At 69.5% G+C, this 14,476-nt stretch carries 17 protein-coding genes; 12 read left to right on the forward strand and 5 right to left on the reverse strand.

The window, feature by feature from the left end:
- Positions 1-7 precede the first annotated feature (7 nt).
- The gene (locus VYI76_RS01580; protein ID WP_326523018.1) at positions 8-634 is read right to left on the reverse strand and encodes a uroporphyrinogen-III synthase; all 627 of its coding nucleotides are present in this window, start codon (positions 632-634) and stop codon (positions 8-10) included.
- Positions 631-1,539: a hydroxymethylbilane synthase gene (gene hemC, locus VYI76_RS01585; protein ID WP_326523019.1), complete on the reverse strand. Its 909-nt coding sequence runs from the start codon at positions 1,537-1,539 to the stop codon at positions 631-633. Before hemC ends, VYI76_RS01580 begins: the two co-directional genes overlap by 4 nt.
- Before the next feature lie 65 nt (positions 1,540-1,604).
- On the opposite strand from hemC, the gene tsaD reads away from it, so the two are divergent.
- From tsaD to folP, 7 genes are all read left to right on the forward strand, one after another.
- Positions 1,605-2,630, forward strand: a complete 1,026-nt coding sequence (gene tsaD, locus VYI76_RS01590; protein WP_326523020.1) for a tRNA (adenosine(37)-N6)-threonylcarbamoyltransferase complex transferase subunit TsaD — start codon at positions 1,605-1,607, stop codon at positions 2,628-2,630.
- Positions 2,627-3,601, forward strand: coding sequence for an NAD(P)H-dependent glycerol-3-phosphate dehydrogenase (locus VYI76_RS01595; protein ID WP_326523021.1), 975 nt, complete (start codon positions 2,627-2,629; stop codon positions 3,599-3,601). The genes tsaD and VYI76_RS01595 overlap by 4 nt, the downstream gene beginning before the upstream one ends.
- 10 nt (positions 3,602-3,611) lie before the next feature.
- Positions 3,612-4,430, forward strand: a complete 819-nt coding sequence (gene thiD / locus VYI76_RS01600; RefSeq protein ID WP_326523022.1) for a bifunctional hydroxymethylpyrimidine kinase/phosphomethylpyrimidine kinase — start codon at positions 3,612-3,614, stop codon at positions 4,428-4,430.
- Between the two features lie 109 nt (positions 4,431-4,539).
- The gene (locus VYI76_RS01605) at positions 4,540-4,893 is read left to right on the forward strand and encodes a hypothetical protein (protein WP_326523023.1); all 354 of its coding nucleotides are present in this window, start codon (positions 4,540-4,542) and stop codon (positions 4,891-4,893) included.
- A 69-nt stretch (positions 4,894-4,962) separates the two neighbouring features.
- Positions 4,963-5,595, forward strand: a complete 633-nt coding sequence (locus VYI76_RS01610; RefSeq protein WP_326523024.1) for a ribonuclease HII — start codon at positions 4,963-4,965, stop codon at positions 5,593-5,595.
- A 173-nt stretch (positions 5,596-5,768) separates the two neighbouring features.
- Positions 5,769-6,899 carry a site-specific DNA-methyltransferase gene (locus VYI76_RS01615; RefSeq protein WP_326523025.1) on the forward strand — a complete coding sequence of 377 codons (1,131 nt, stop codon included), beginning with the start codon at positions 5,769-5,771 and terminating at the stop codon, positions 6,897-6,899.
- A 98-nt stretch (positions 6,900-6,997) separates the two neighbouring features.
- Complete coding sequence (folP, locus tag VYI76_RS01620) at positions 6,998-8,122, forward strand: dihydropteroate synthase (RefSeq protein ID WP_326523026.1); 1,125 nt, start codon at positions 6,998-7,000, stop codon at positions 8,120-8,122.
- On the opposite strand, the gene VYI76_RS01625 is transcribed toward folP, so the two are convergent.
- From VYI76_RS01625 to VYI76_RS01635, 3 genes are read right to left on the reverse strand one after another with little or no spacing between them, the layout of a single operon-like run.
- A complete protein-coding gene (locus tag VYI76_RS01625; protein ID WP_326523027.1) occupies positions 8,119-8,448 on the reverse strand; it encodes a hypothetical protein in 330 nt (109 codons plus the stop codon). The two genes, folP and VYI76_RS01625, sit on opposite strands and share 4 nt — an antisense overlap.
- 30 nt (positions 8,449-8,478) lie before the next feature.
- Positions 8,479-9,225 carry an SDR family NAD(P)-dependent oxidoreductase gene (locus VYI76_RS01630; RefSeq protein WP_326523028.1) on the reverse strand — a complete coding sequence of 249 codons (747 nt, stop codon included), beginning with the start codon at positions 9,223-9,225 and terminating at the stop codon, positions 8,479-8,481.
- A 12-nt stretch (positions 9,226-9,237) separates the two neighbouring features.
- On the reverse strand, positions 9,238-10,638 hold the full coding sequence (locus VYI76_RS01635; protein WP_443018883.1) for a sigma-54-dependent transcriptional regulator: 1,401 nt from the start codon (positions 10,636-10,638) through the stop codon (positions 9,238-9,240).
- A 191-nt stretch (positions 10,639-10,829) separates the two neighbouring features.
- Here VYI76_RS01635 and VYI76_RS01640 point away from each other — a divergent pair, with 191 nt between their 5' ends.
- From VYI76_RS01640 to VYI76_RS01660, 5 genes are all read left to right on the forward strand, one after another.
- Complete coding sequence (locus VYI76_RS01640; RefSeq protein WP_326523030.1) at positions 10,830-10,955, forward strand: aa3-type cytochrome c oxidase subunit IV; 126 nt, start codon at positions 10,830-10,832, stop codon at positions 10,953-10,955.
- Between the two features lie 16 nt (positions 10,956-10,971).
- A complete protein-coding gene (locus VYI76_RS01645) occupies positions 10,972-12,096 on the forward strand; it encodes an NAD(P) transhydrogenase subunit alpha (RefSeq protein WP_326523031.1) in 1,125 nt (374 codons plus the stop codon).
- A 128-nt stretch (positions 12,097-12,224) separates the two neighbouring features.
- The gene (locus VYI76_RS01650; RefSeq protein ID WP_326523032.1) at positions 12,225-12,617 is read left to right on the forward strand and encodes an endonuclease domain-containing protein; all 393 of its coding nucleotides are present in this window, start codon (positions 12,225-12,227) and stop codon (positions 12,615-12,617) included.
- A 139-nt stretch (positions 12,618-12,756) separates the two neighbouring features.
- Positions 12,757-13,050 carry an NAD(P) transhydrogenase subunit alpha gene (locus VYI76_RS01655; protein WP_326523033.1) on the forward strand — a complete coding sequence of 98 codons (294 nt, stop codon included), beginning with the start codon at positions 12,757-12,759 and terminating at the stop codon, positions 13,048-13,050.
- A gap of 95 nt (positions 13,051-13,145) precedes the next feature.
- On the forward strand, positions 13,146-14,476 hold a 1,331-nt coding region (locus VYI76_RS01660; RefSeq protein WP_326523034.1), incomplete at its 3' end, for an NAD(P)(+) transhydrogenase (Re/Si-specific) subunit beta.

A 14,476-nucleotide genomic window follows, 5' to 3' on the forward strand; every position in this document is an offset into this window, starting at 1 on the left:
GCCCGCGTCAATCGGCGAGCGCGATGGCGGCGGCGACCAGCGCCGCGTCGGTCGGTCGTTCGGCGACGGCGATCGCCCGCCATCCATCACCGGCGGCCGCCGCGCACGCGGGGCTAAGCACCGCCAGCATCGTGTCGGCGCGATCGGCCGCCAGCGCCGCCAGCGCAGCCCCGGCGCGCGGCGAGTGGATAAGCGCGACCGCGCCGGCCAGCGGCGTCAGGTCGGGACGCAGCGGGTTGCTGGCATAGACGATGATCGTGTCGCTGCCGGGCAGCGCGCGGTGTTCGCGCCCGGCGAGGCGCAGCACTCGTCCCGGCGGTGCGAGATCCTCGACCCCGCCGCTGCCGACCGCCGTCACCCACAGGCCTGCGCGGCGGGCGACAGCGGCGGTCGCGTCGCCCACCGCATGCACCGGCAGGCCTGCCAGCCGCGCGAGGCCGAGCCCGCCGTGCCGCACCGCGTTGGCGCTGGAGAGGACGAGCGAATCATAATCCGCCGGATCGGGCGGCAGCCACGCAACGGGCCGCACGTCGAACAGCGGGATGCGCAGCGCGACATGGCCAGCTGCCTCGATCCGCGTCGCCGTCGCGGCATTGCCCGGCTCGGGCCGCAGCACGGCGAGCGGGCGGCTCATCCCGCGAACAGGCGGCGAACCGCGTCCGGCGCGCGCGCCAGCAGCCGCGCGGCGAGCGTCACGGAAACGGCGGTATCCCCCGGCGCGCCATGTTCCTGGCCCGCGACATGTTCGCTGCCATCCCCGGCATAAAGCATCGCGTCGATCGTCAGCACCGCACCCTCGATGCGCGCCAGCGCGGCGACCGGCGAGTGGCAGTCGGCGTCGAGCGCGGCGAGCAGCGCGCGTTCCGCCAGCACGCAGGCGTGGGTCACCGGATGGTCGATCGCGGCCAGCCGGTCGCGCGTCGCCCGGTCGTCGGTGCGGCATTCGATCCCGACCGCGCCCTGTGCCGGCGCCGGCAGCATCTCGTCGAGCGCGATAGGCACCCCGATGTCGCTCCGCCCCAGCCGGTCGAGGCCCGCCGCCGCGAGCAGCGTCGCTTCCGCCTCGCCGGCCGCCAGCTTCGCCAGCCGTGTATCGACGTTGCCGCGAAACATCACCGGCGTCAGGTCGGGCCGGATACTGCGCACCTGCGCGGCGCGGCGCGGGCTGCTGGTGCCGATCCGCGCGCCGGGCGGCAGTGCCTCCAGCGACAAGGCGCCGACCAGACGGTCGCGCACGTCGGCGCGGGGCAGCATCGCGGCGATCGCGATCGTCTCCGGCCGGATCGTCTCGACGTCCTTCATCGAATGGACCGCGCAGTCGATCTCGCCGGCCAGCAGCGCACGGTCGAGTTCCTTGGTCCACAACGCCTTGCCGCCGATCTCGGCAAGCGGGCGATCCTGCACCTTGTCGCCGGTGGTACGGATTGGCACGATTTCGACCACAAGGCCGGGATACGCGGCGACCAGCGCGTCGCGCGTCAGGTGCGCCTGCGCGAGCGCGAGCGGCGAACCGCGGGTTCCGAGGCGAAGCGGAGTCATGCTTCCTGCGATGACGCAACAGCGGCCCTTCGACAAGCGCCGACCGACGCACTAGATGACGGGCGATGCTGATCCTCGGCCTTGAATCGAGCTGCGACGAAACCGCGGCGGCGCTGGTCACCGGCGATCGCCGCGTGCTCGCGCACCGGCTCGCCGGGCAGGAGGCGGCGCACCGTCCCTACGGTGGCGTGGTGCCGGAAATCGCGGCGCGCGCGCATGTCGAGGTGATCGGCCCGCTGGTCGAGAGCGCGCTGGCCGATGCCGGCGTGGCGCTCGCCGATGTCGATGCGGTCGCCGCCACCGCCGGGCCGGGGCTGATCGGCGGGGTGATGGTCGGGCTGGTCGCCGGCAAGGCGCTCGCGCATGCCGCGGGCAAGCCGCTGGTCGCGGTCAACCACCTTGAGGGGCATGCGCTGTCGCCGCGCCTTTCCGATCCCAGCCTGGAATTTCCCTATCTGCTGCTGCTCGTATCGGGCGGTCATTGCCAGTTGCTGCTGGTCGAGGGTGTCGGGGCTTACCGCCGGCTGGCGACGACGATCGACGATGCGGCGGGCGAGGCGTTCGACAAGACCGCCAAGCTGCTCGGCCTGGGCTTTCCCGGCGGCCCGGCGGTGGAGGCAGCGGCGCGCGACGGTGATCCCCGCGCGGTCCCGCTGCCACGCCCGCTGACGGGGACGAAGGAACCGCATTTCTCGTTTGCCGGGCTGAAGGCTGCGGTCGCGCGGGCGGTCGGTACGGCGAGCGCGGTCGATCTTGCCGCGTCGTTCCAGCAGGCGGTGGTCGATTGCCTGGTCGATCGCACCGCCCGCGCGATCGGCCGAGCAGACGGCGCGACCGCGCTGGTCGTCGCCGGCGGAGTCGCGGCCAACGGCGCGGTGCGCGCCGCGCTGGAGAGGCTGGCGCACGCGCATGATCTGCGCTTCGTCGCGCCGCCCCTCTGGCTGTGTACGGACAATGCCGCGATGATCGCCTGGGCCGGAGCGGAACGGTTCGCCGCCGGCCTGACTGACCCGCTCGACATGCCCGCGCGCCCGCGCTGGCCGCTCGATCCGGCGGCGGAGGCGGTACGCGGCGCGGGAGTGAAGGCATGAGGATAGGCGTGATCGGTGGCGGTGCCTGGGGCACCGCGCTCGCCCAGGTGGCGGCGCGCGGCGGCGAGCGCGTGCTGCTGTGGGCGCGCGAGGCGGAAGTGGTCGAGGGGATCAACCGCGATCATCGCAACCACCTGTTCCTGCGCGACGTGCCGCTGGCCGACACGATCGACGCGACCGGCGATCTCGCCGATCTGGCCGAGGCAGAGGCGCTGCTGGTGGTGGCGCCGGCGCAGCATGTCCGCGCGGTGCTGTCTGCGCTGCCGCCGGGCGACGCCCCGCTGGTGCTGTGCGCCAAGGGGATCGAGACGGGCACGCGGATGCTGGTGGGCGAGGTCGCGCGCGCTGTCCTCCCCGCCGCGCCCGTCGCGGTGCTTTCGGGTCCGACCTTCGCGCACGAGGTCGCCGCCGGCAAGCCGACCGCGGTGACGCTCGCGTGCGAGGACGCCGCCCTGCGCGACGCGCTCGCCGCGCGCCTCGCCGGCCCGGCGTTCCGCCCCTATGCCAGCGACGATGTGGTGGGCGCGGAGATCGGCGGCGCGGTGAAGAACGTGCTGGCGATCGCCTGCGGCGTGGCGGAGGGGGCCGGGCTGGGCCTCAACGCGCGCGCCGCGCTGATCGCGCGCGGTTTCGCGGAAATGACGCGCTTCGGCCTGGCGCGTGGCGGCCGGCGCGAAACGTTGGCCGGCCTGTCCGGGCTGGGCGATCTGGTGCTGACCTGTTCGTCGACCAATTCGCGCAACTTCTCGCTGGGCGTCGGGCTGGGGCAGGGGCGGGTCGCCGCCGATCTGCTCGCCGATCGCCGCACCGTGGCCGAAGGCGCGCATACCGCCCCCGTGCTGCGCGAGGCGGCGGCAGAGGCCGGCGTCGACATGCCGGTGGTCGATGCGGTGTGCGAACTGCTGGCCGGCGCGGGTGTCGGCCCGGTGGTCGATCGGCTGCTCGCCCGCCCGCTGACCGCCGAATATTGATCGGCCGGCGATGACGATCGCGCGCGTCCTGATCGTCGCCGGCTCCGATTCGGGCGGCGGCGCCGGCATCCAGGCCGATATCCGGACGGTGACGATGCTGGGCGGCCACGCGATGACCGCGATCACCGCGCTGACCGCGCAGAACACGCTGGGGGTCGAGGCAGTGATGCCGGTGGCGCCGGCGTTCGTGGTTCAACAGATGGCGTGCGTCACCGAGGATATCGGCGTCGATGCCGTCAAGATCGGGATGCTGGGCGGTGAAGCGATCGCCGCCGCCGTCGCCGAAGAACTGGCGACAGGGCTTTACCCGCCCGCCATCGTGTTCGATCCGGTGATGGTCGCGACCAGCGGCGCGATCCTTGCCGACCAACGCACGGTGGATGCGATGGACAGGCTGGCGCGGATGAGCCGGGTGGTGACCCCCAATCTGCCCGAACTCGCGGTTCTGTGCGGCCGCGACACGATCGATCCCGACGATATAGAGGCGATCGCGGGGGATTATGCCGCCACGATCGGCGCCGCCGTTCTGGCAAAGGGCGGCCATGCGCCGGGCGACATGGTGATCGATCGGCTGATCGACATCGACGGCACCGTCCGGCGCTGGGCCAGCCCCAGGGTCGATACGCGCCACAGCCACGGCACCGGATGCACGCTGGCCAGCGCGATCGCGACCGGACTCGCGCAGGGGCTGGATCTGGGCGATGCGATCGGGCGCGGGATCACGTTTGTCCGCGCCGCGATCGATGCCGCGCCGGGGCTGGGCGCTGGCCACGGCCCGATCGGCCATACCCTGGGTCGTAGGCCCTTCGACGAGTGTCCCGGTGGCTAGGCAGCGTCGACAAATTCGAATGGCGGCTATTCGCCCTACCTAATCGGTAAGCAGTCTGCCCGGAGACGACCCCATTGCTGACATTGCGTTTTCAGCCGCATAGTCCTGCATGATCTTCACCGTAATAGTCGCCGCACTAGGCACCGCACTCTCAACCGAGACGGTTCCGCTCGCCAGCATTCACGCCAACCCTGGAGCTTACGAGGGAAAGACCGTCGAAACGTGCGGAGATGCCGGAGGCGGCGACATGTTATTTTTGCGAGGATGGGTGAGCGGGCGAAGCAGGGGCGGCTTCCAACTGGATCGCTCGTTGAATGAGCAGGGCTACGTCTGTCTTCGGGCACAAGTTGTACGCGTGTTACCGCCGGAACGGGAAGAGAAGGATATCATCATAATGTCGCACCCTCCGGTGATCCCCAAAGGGTGGCAGCTGCGAGTGCTGAAGCTGTCGGAAATGCAATGACCGTTTTCTACCCAATTCCTGCCGCCCAACGGTCTAAACTCCGCTCCTGAAAGCGAACGACAACACATCATGAGTCTGTCCACTCGCCCTAGTTTGCGTCACGAAAAACTGCTGCTCGGTCCCGTCGCGGGGGTGGATGAGGCGGGGCGCGGGCCGCTGGCCGGGCCGGTGGTGGCCGCCGCCGTCATCCTGCCGGCCAGGGGCATTCCGCGCGGGATCGACGATTCGAAGAAATTGTCGGCAAAGGAGCGCGATCGGCTGGCCGCGCGGCTGCGTGACTGTGCGGTCGTCGGCGTCGGCATCGTCGATCCGGCGGAAATCGACACGCTGAACATCTATTGGGCGACGATGAAGGCAATGGCGCTGGCGGTGGATGCACTGGGGGTGACGCCGGGCCATGTGCTGGTCGACGGCAACCGCCTGCCGCGCTGGGACTGGCCGGCGACCGCGATCGTGAAGGGCGATGCGATCAGCCTGTCGATCGCCGCCGCGTCGATCATCGCCAAGACGACGCGCGACGCCATCATGATCGCCGCGGCGGAAACATATCCCGCGTACAACTGGCATTCCAACAAGGGCTATGGTTGTCGCCATCACCTGCGCGCGCTGCGCGAACACGGGCCGACGCCGCTGCACCGGCGCAGCTTCGCGCCCGTCGCCCAGGCCGAATTACCGTTATCCATATCCGACGAGTCATTTTAATCACACCCCTAGGGGTTGTGGATAACTTATCCACAGGACTCAACATGCGGTATGGGTCCGAAAATGTTCCGCCCCGTTAACGACTTGTTCGGCTTTTCCGTTAACCAATGTTCGCTTGACGGAGTCCGGTGCTTCCGCCGAATTGCGCGTCCAATCATGCCGGGGGGCCATTAGTGGGGGTGATCGAAAAGGTGGCGGGGGCGCCCGCGCTGGCCGATGAGGCGCCGATCGAGCTGGCGCTCGATCGCATCCTGAAAGGCGACTGCATCGCCGTGATGCGCAGCCTGCCGGCCGCCTCCGTCGATCTGATCTTTGCCGATCCGCCCTACAACCTCCAGCTCGGCGGTGACCTGGCCCGCCCCGACGGCAGCCATGTCGATGCCGTCACCGACGATTGGGACAAGTTCGATTCGCTGGCCGCCTATGACGCCTTCACCCGCGCCTGGCTGGCGGAGGCGCGGCGCATCCTGAAGCCGAACGGCGCGATCTGGGTGATCGGCAGCTACCACAATATCTTCAAGGTCGGCGCCGCGATCCAGGATCTCGGCTACTGGATCCTCAACGACATCGTCTGGCGCAAGGCCAATCCGATGCCCAATTTCAAGGGCACGCGCTTCACCAACGCGCATGAAACGCTGATCTGGGCGTCGATGGGCGAAAAGGCGCGCTACACCTTCAACTATCGCAGCATGAAGACGCTGAACGACGAACTTCAGATGCGCAGCGACTGGGAATTCCCGATCTGCGGCGGACCCGAACGGCTGAAGAAGGACGGGGTGAAGGTGCACCCCACCCAGAAGCCCGAGGCGCTGATCTACCGCATTCTGCTGGCTTGTTCGAAGCCGGGCGACGTCGTGCTCGACCCCTTTTTCGGCACCGGCACCACCGGGGCGGTCGCCAAGAGGCTGGGGCGGCGCTGGATCGGCATCGAACGCGAGGACGCCTATATCGAGGCCGCGCAGGAACGCATCGCCGCCGCGCTGCCGCTCGACGAATCGGCGCTCACCACGATGCAGAGCCCCAAGGCCGCGCCCAAGGTGGCGTTCGGCACGCTGGTGGAAACCGGCTATCTGACGCCCGGCGCGGTGCTGACCGACACGAAGCGCCGCTGGCGTGCCACCGTCCGCGCCGACGGCAGCCTGCTCAGCGATTGCGGCCAGGCCGGATCGATCCACAAGCTCGGATCGCTGGTGCAGGGCGCGCCCGCCTGCAACGGCTGGACCTTCTGGCATCACGAGGACGCCGACGGGCTGAAGCCGATCGACACGCTGCGTCAGACGTACCTGCTGGCGACGCAGCCGTAACCTTTCGCCGTTCGGGCTGAGCCTGTCGAAGCCCTGCCCTTTCTTCGGGCCAAGAAGTACAGTGCATCGACAGGCTCAGCACGAACGGGATGGGTGTAGTGATCGAACCGGCAGCGATTTCCCCCGACGCCCGCCTTTACCTCCGCCCCGAAGGCTTCGTCGATACGCCGGTCGGCCGTGACGGCGAAGTGGCGCGGATCGCGGGCGGGCTGCTGTGGTTTTCCGCCTATGAACTGATCGCGGTCGCGGGTGGCGCGCGGGTGGTGCAGGCGAGCGTGCCGGTACCGTCGCTGCCCGGCCTGATTGCCAACCTGCCCGCGTCGCAGACCGACCGCCTCCGCCTCCTTGCGGAGCGGATCTCCGCGCCGCGCGCGCCGCTCTCTCTCGGCGTCCGCACGATCCGGCTCGACCAGCCGCAGGTGATGGGCATCCTGAACCTCACGCCCGACAGCTTTTCCGACGGCGGGCGCCACGACGATTCCGCCGGCGCGGCGCAGGCCGGGTACGACATGGCGGCGGCCGGGGCGGCGCTGATCGATGTCGGCGGCGAATCGACCCGCCCCGGCGCGCAGTCGGTGTGGGAGGGCGACGAGATCGCCCGCCTCGTGCCGGTGATCGAGCGGCTGGCGGCGAGCGGCACCGCGATATCGATCGACACGCGCAAGGCCGCGGTGATGGACGCGGCGCTCGCCGCCGGTGCCGGCCTCGTCAACGATGTCGCCGCGCTGGCGTGGGACGATCGCGCGGCCGGCGTCGCTGCGCGCGCGGGCTGTCCGGTCGTGCTGATGCATTCGCCGGACCCTGCAAAGGGGCCTCACGCCGGGGAGGGCTATCGCGACGTGCTGGTGGAGGTCTTCGACTGGCTGGAAGCGCGGATCGACGCGGTCGTCGCGGCCGGCGTGGCGCGCGATCGCATCCTGATCGATCCCGGCATCGGTTTTGCCAAGTCGCTGGCCGACAATCTCGCGCTGTTGAACGGGCTGGCGCTGTTCCATGGCCTGGGGTGCGGCATCGTGCTGGGAACCAGCCGCAAGCGGATGATCGGCGCGCTGTCGAACGAGGCGCCGGTCGATCAGCGGCTGGGCGGCAGCGTCGCGCTGGCGCTCCACGGCGCCGGACTGGGCGCGCAACTGCTGCGGGTCCATGACGTCGCCGAAACTGTGCAGGCGCTCCGGATATGGCGCGGGCTAAAGGATGCCGGCCTGATGAGCCGGCGCAGCTAGCGAACGGCGATCGCGCGCGGCATCGGGTTGGCGCTGGCGATGCCGAACAGCGCCGCGCCCAAGAGGCCGGCGGCGAGCGCGGCGATCAGCACCGGCCGTCGCGCGGCGCCGGCCCAGCCCGCCGCGGCGCCCCCCGCCATCAGCACGCCGCCGATCAGCCAGCGGCTGTCGCCGGTCGCGTTCCAGTGGCTCAGGCCGGCGACTGCGGCGAGCAGCGCGAGCGCGAACTGCCCACCGCGCAACGAGCGCGGCGCGGCGGGCGCCAAGCGCCACGCCCCGACGGCGACGAACATCAGTGCGGCGACGAGTGCGACGATACCGGGCATGCTGGTTCTCCCTCGGTCGTTACGGATGCGTCATAGCGTATAGCCGCCGTCGCTGACCAGCGTCGTGCCGGTCATGTAGGCGGCACCGTCGGACAGCAGGAAGGCGATCTGGGCGGCGATCTCGTCCGGCCTGGCATAGCGGCCGAGCGGCGTCGCCATCCGCGCCATCTCGGCAAAAGCGGCGTCGCGGCCGATCTCCGCCGCGCGATCGGCGAACATCGGCACCGCGTCCCACACTGGCGTCTCGACGCCCGCCGGGGCGATCGCATTGACGCGGATGCCCGATGCCGCCCCTTCCTTCGCGGCGACGCGGGCGAGCTGGATCAGCGCGGCCTTTGACGCGCCATAGGCGGCGACGCCGGGTTCGGCCTTGATCCCTGCGGCGGAGGCGACCGCGACGATGCTGCCGCCGCGCCCGTCCATTGCCCGCATCGCCGCGCGCAATGTCAGGAACGCGCCGTCGAGGTTGACCGACAGGATGCGACGCCATTCGGCAAAGGCGAGCCCCGTAATCGCGCCCGCGCCGGCGATCCCCGCGTTGACGACGGCATGGTCGAGCGCGCCGAGGTCGGCAGCATCCCAGAACGCCTCGTCGGCGACGTCCCCGGCCAGCCGCTCGCAGCGGATCGGCAGGTCGAGCGCATCGAGCGCGACGGCGTCGATATCGACGAGCACCAGCCGGGCGGTGCCGTGGGTGGCGAAATATTCGGCGGTGGCCAGGCCGATCCCGGAGGCGGCGCCGGTAATCAGGATCGAGCGGTCGGCGAAATCGGGCATGCGCCCGCTATGTCACGCCGCGCTGGACTGGTCGATGCCGAGTTCGCCGAGCTTGCGGTAGAGCGTCGAGCGCCCGATCCCGAGGCGCCGCGCGACTTCGGTCATCCGTCCGCGATAATGGCCGATCGCCAGGCGGATCACATCGGCCTCGATCTCCTCCAGCGCCCGCAAATTGCCGTCGGCGCGGAACAGGGTGACGCCGCTGGCGCCGGCCAGCGTCGCCGCGCCCGCGGGCGTGTTGCGGCTGCCGGCCAGCGTCGCGATCTGCGGGAAGTCGGACTTGGTCAGTGCGTCGCCGTCGCACAGCACCGCCGCCCGGAACAGCGCGTTGTGCAGCTGGCGGACGTTGCCCGGCCAGTCGTACTGGACCAGCAACGACAGCGCGTCGTCGGTGATGCCCAGCGGCCGCAGCCCAGGCTGGGTCGCGATCCGCCCGAGCAGGTGGCGAGCCAGCGGCGCGATATCGTCCATCCGCTCGCGCAGGGGCGGGATCGTCACCTGCACGACGTTGAGCCGGTAATAAAGGTCCTCGCGGAAACGCCCCGCCGCGACCTCTTCGGCCAAGGTCTTGTTGGTCGCGGCGATCACCCGCACATCGACTTCGCGGGCATGGCGTGCGCCGATCGGCTGAATCTCTCCCGATTGCAGCACGCGCAGCAGCTTGACCTGCGCCTCCAGCGGCATCTCGCCGATCTCGTCGAGGAACAAGGTGCCGCCGTCGGCTTCGGCGAAGCGGCCGATCTTGCGCTCGAACGCGCCGGTGAACGCGCCCTTTTCGTGCCCGAACAGCTCGCTTTCGACCAGGTTGGCCGGGATCGCGCCGCAGTTGACACGAACGATCGCCTTCCGGGCGCGTGGGCTGGCGGCGTGGATCGCGTCGGCGACCACTTCCTTGCCGACGCCGCTTTCGCCCTCGATCAGCACCGGCACGCGGGCGCGGGCGGATTTCGCGGCGATGGCGAGCGCGGCGCGGAACTGCGGCGCGGCGCCGACGATGTCCTCAAACGCCAGCGTCGCCGGAATCTTCTCGGTCAGCGGGCGCAGCTCGCCCGCGGTCTCCCCGCCCACCGCCGCGTCGAGCGCCGCGAGCAGCCGCTCGGGCGCCAGCGGCTTGACCAGGAAGTCGCTCGCGCCGGCGCGCATCGCTTCCACGGCGGCGGCGACGGAATTGTTGGCGGTGAGCATCAGGATGGGGAGTGCGGGGCGCCGCGCGCGCAATTCGGCGATCAGCGCGCCGGCATCCGCTTCCGAAGACCAGCTGTCGAGCAGGATACCGTCCAGCGCCATGCCGTCGGGCGTGCCCAACTGGGCGATCGCCATCTCGGCCTCGCCCGCGAAGATCGTCCGCCATCCGCGCCGGGCCGCGATCGCGGCGACAAGCCGCCGCTGCGCGGGCTCGTCGTCGATCAGCATCAGAAGCCGCTGGCCGTTGCGCGTCACACCTGTCCCCGTCGTCCCGTTGTGGAGCGGGTGTAGCGCGACAGGGGTAAAGACCGGCTTACCCTTCGGTAAAGCCGCATTTAACCACGATGCCTGCGGGGGTTGAGCGGGCCGGATGCGCTGTCTAAGGGAGAACAGCACGCATTGTGAGAGGACGAAGGGCGATGGCCGACCACGGCGACATGAAAGCGCATGAATCGACCTACAACGGGGTCATGGCCCTGCTGAAATGGGGCACGATCGTCGGTGCCCTGCTGACGCTCGGAGTTCTCTGGCTCATCGCCGGCTGACGGGGGCGTCGGGGGGATGAAGATCGCAGTCCTGAAGGAAACCGGCGTCGGCGAACGCCGGGTCGCGGCCACGCCGGAAACCGTCAAGAAGTTCATCGGGCTGGGCGCGACCCTGGCTGTCGAGGCTGGTGCGGGCGCGCAGGCTTCGATCGCCGATGCCGCCTATGCCGATGCCGGCGCCGCCATCGGCAGCCGTGCCGACGTGCTGAAGGACGCCGATATCGTGCTCGGCGTCGCTGGCCCCGATCCGGCGAGCCTTTCAGGGATCAAGCCCGGCGCGTGGATGGCGGCGGGCCTCAACCCGTTCGGTGAGCGGACGCGAGTAGACGCCTATGCCTCGCTCGGCATCGAGGCGCTGGCGATGGAATTCATGCCGCGCATCACCCGCGCGCAGTCGATGGATATCCTGTCGTCGCAGTCAAACCTGTCGGGCTACAAGGCGGTGCTCGACGCGGCGGGCGAATATGGTCGCGCCTTCCCGATGATGATGACGGCGGCGGGCACTGTCTCCGCGGCCAAGGTGTTCGTGATGGGCGTCGGCGTCGCCGGCCTCCAGGCGATCGCCACCGCGCGGCGGCTGGGCGCGCAGGTTTCCGCGACCGATGTGCGCTCGGCGACGAAGGAGCAGATCCAGTCGCTCGGCGCCAAGCCGATCTTCGTCGAGAATGTCGCAGGCATCGAGGGCGAGGGATCGGGCGGCTACGCGACCGAGATGAGCGACGAATACAAGGCGGCGCAGGCCGCGCTCGTATCGTCGCACATCGCGAAACAGGATATCGTCATCACCACCGCGCTGATCCCCGGTCGCCCGGCGCCGCGGCTCATCAGCGACGCCCAGATCGCCACGATGCGCGCCGGCAGCGTGATCGTCGACCTGGCGGTCGAGGCGGGCGGCAATGTCGAGGGCGCGGTGGCGGGCGAAGTCGTCGAGCGCCACGGCGTGAAGATCGTCGGCCACCGCAACGTGCCGAGCCGCCTGGCGGCGGACACCTCCGCGCTGTTCAGCCGCAACCTGTTCAATTTCCTGTCCGCCTTCTGGGACAAGGACAAGGGCGGCCCGGTGCTCGATGAGGAAATCGGCGACGCCGTGCGGCTGACGAAGGACGGACAGGTCGTCAACGCGCGGTTGCTGACCCAATGACCAATCCTCCCCTGCAAGGGGAGGTGGCGCGCGCCAGCGCGACGGAGGGGTGTAACCCTGTCCGGACAGCGCGACACCCCTTCGTCAGGCCTCTGGCCTGCCACCTCCCCTTGCAGGGGAGGATGTAGGTGCTTCAGGGGACCGGCGACACGCAGGCGCGATCGAAGCGGTTGCGGCAGGACATGTCGTCTGCCGAGATCGCGCTGTGGGTGGCGTTGCGGACACGCCCCGCTGGGCTGAAGTTTCGCAGGCAGCATCCGTCGGGACCGTTCACGGCGGATTTCTATTGCCACGATGCCCGTCTGGTCGTCGAGGTCGATGGTGCGGCGCATGACTTTGGCGACCGACCGGTCCGCGATGCCGCGCGCGACCGCTGGTTTGAAGCGCGTGGCCTGGCGGTGCTCAGGGTTCCGGCGGGCGATGTTTTTCGAGAATGCGACGCCGTCGTGAGGCACGTCACGGCTCTGGCGATCGATCGAATTTCTCATCGATCAGCCCATGCCGGGGAGGATCGGGCATGATGGCGTTCGCCAAACCCCTTCCAATGTTGGGTTTTCGGCGCCAGCGTGCGCCTGGAAACGATGGTGGGGCGGCGCGCGCCGCTCTCGCGTGGCAACTCTCAACTTTCTCAACTTTCGCCGATGTGACGGGGGCCGGCCCATGGACTTCATAGCGATTCTCTCGATCTTCGCGCTGGCGTGTTTCGTCGGCTATTACGTCGTCTGGTCGGTCACGCCGGCGCTGCATACGCCGCTGATGGCGGTGACCAACGCGATCTCGTCGGTCATCATCGTCGGCGCGCTGATCGCCGCCGCCGCCGCGGGCAGCCCGAGCGCGAAATGGCTGGGACTGCTGGGGGTCGTGCTTGCCAGCATCAACATCTTCGGCGGCTTCGCGGTCACCAGCCGCATGCTGGCGATGTACAAGAAGAAGGATCGGCCGGCGGCCAAATAGCCGTCACCCCGGCGCACGCCGGGGTGGGTCTCGCGCGACGGCGCGATACGGCAGGATATGCCGGCGTTGGCTGGCACGACGAAGTTGGGGGCAGGATGGAACACGTAAATTCGTTCGCGGCGCTGGCGTATCTGGTCGCAGGCATCTGCTTCATCCTGGCGCTGCGCGGCCTGTCGTCGCCGACGTCGAGCCAGCGTGGCAACCGTTTCGGCATGATCGGCATGACGATCGCGGTGGTGACGACGCTGGCGACGCATGTGCCGGTGCTGGAGGCCGTGCCGCAGAACTACCTGCCGCAACTCGCGATCGACTGGGTCACGGTCGCCCAGATCCTCGCCGCGATCGGCATCGGCGCGGTGATCGGCCTGGCGACCGCCAGGCGCATCGCGATGACGGCGATGCCGCAGCTCGTCGCGGCGTTTCACTCGCTGGTCGGCCTCGCCGCGGTGCTAGTCGCCGCCGCCGCCTTCCTCAATCCGCTGGCGTTCGGGATCGCCGACCTGGTCGTGCCGCTGATCGGCGAGCCGTTCGCGGCGATCAACAAGGTCAGCCGGGTCGAGATGGGGCTGGGCGTCGCGATCGGTGCGATCACCTTCTCCGGATCGGTCATCGCCTTCCTGAAGCTGAACGGCAACATGAGCGGCGCGCCGATCCTGCTGCCCGGCCGCCACGTCATTAACCTGACCGTGATCGCGTTGATCCTCGGGCTGGTCGGCTATTTCACCATCGACCAGAGCCCGTGGGTGTTCTGGACCATCACCATCCTGTCGTTCGTGATCGGTTTCCTGCTCATCGTGCCGATCGGCGGGGCGGACATGCCGGTCGTCGTCAGCATGCTCAACAGCTATTCCGGCTGGGCGGCGGCGGCGATGGGCTTCACGCTGCACAATACGGCGATGATCATCACCGGCGCTCTGGTGGGGTCGTCGGGCGCGATCCTCAGCTACATCATGTGCCGCGCGATGAACCGCAGCTTCATCAGCGTCATCGCCGGCGGCTTCGGCGCCGAGGCCGGCCCTGCCGGTGCGGCGGCGGCGATCGACCGCCCGTGGAAGCGCGGCTCCGCCGAAGACGCCGCGTTCCTCATGCAGAATGCCGAGAAGGTCATCATCGTGCCGGGCTACGGCATGGCGGTGGCGCAGGCGCAGCACGTGCTGCGCGAGATGGGCGACAAGCTGAAGCACCAGGGCGTCGATGTGCGCTACGCGATCCACCCGGTCGCGGGCCGTATGCCGGGGCACATGAACGTGCTGCTCGCAGAGGCGAACGTGCCTTACGACGAGGTGTTCGAGCTCGAAGACATCAACACGGATTTCGGCCAGGCCGACGTCGCGTTCGTCATCGGCGCGAACGACGTCACCAATCCGGCGGCGAAGACCGACAAGACCTCGCCGATCTACGGTATGCCCGTGCTCGATGTCGAAAA

Origin of the sequence: Sphingomonas sp. (assembly GCF_035910975.1) — a bacterium.
Lineage (GTDB): Bacteria > Pseudomonadota > Alphaproteobacteria > Sphingomonadales > Sphingomonadaceae > Sphingomonas.

Bases quoted from the DNA above. Each gene is read 5' to 3' on its own strand.
- VYI76_RS01580 (WP_326523018.1), bottom strand. From the start codon at position 634: ATGAGCCGCCCGCTCGCCGTGCTGCGGCCCGAGCCGGGCAATGCCGCG.
- hemC (WP_326523019.1), bottom strand. From the start codon at position 1,539: ATGACTCCGCTTCGCCTCGGAACCCGCGGTTCGCCGCTCGCGCTCGCG.
- tsaD (WP_326523020.1), top strand. From the start codon at position 1,605: ATGCTGATCCTCGGCCTTGAATCGAGCTGCGACGAAACCGCGGCGGCG.
- VYI76_RS01595 (WP_326523021.1), top strand. From the start codon at position 2,627: ATGAGGATAGGCGTGATCGGTGGCGGTGCCTGGGGCACCGCGCTCGCC.
- thiD (WP_326523022.1), top strand. From the start codon at position 3,612: ATGACGATCGCGCGCGTCCTGATCGTCGCCGGCTCCGATTCGGGCGGC.
- VYI76_RS01605 (WP_326523023.1), top strand. From the start codon at position 4,540: ATGATCTTCACCGTAATAGTCGCCGCACTAGGCACCGCACTCTCAACC.
- VYI76_RS01610 (WP_326523024.1), top strand. From the start codon at position 4,963: ATGAGTCTGTCCACTCGCCCTAGTTTGCGTCACGAAAAACTGCTGCTC.
- VYI76_RS01625 (WP_326523027.1), bottom strand. From the start codon at position 8,448: ATGCCCGGTATCGTCGCACTCGTCGCCGCACTGATGTTCGTCGCCGTC.
- VYI76_RS01630 (WP_326523028.1), bottom strand. From the start codon at position 9,225: ATGCCCGATTTCGCCGACCGCTCGATCCTGATTACCGGCGCCGCCTCC.
- VYI76_RS01635 (WP_443018883.1), bottom strand. From the start codon at position 10,638: ATGCTGATCGACGACGAGCCCGCGCAGCGGCGGCTTGTCGCCGCGATC.
- VYI76_RS01640 (WP_326523030.1), top strand. From the start codon at position 10,830: ATGGCCGACCACGGCGACATGAAAGCGCATGAATCGACCTACAACGGG.
- VYI76_RS01645 (WP_326523031.1), top strand. From the start codon at position 10,972: ATGAAGATCGCAGTCCTGAAGGAAACCGGCGTCGGCGAACGCCGGGTC.
- VYI76_RS01655 (WP_326523033.1), top strand. From the start codon at position 12,757: ATGGACTTCATAGCGATTCTCTCGATCTTCGCGCTGGCGTGTTTCGTC.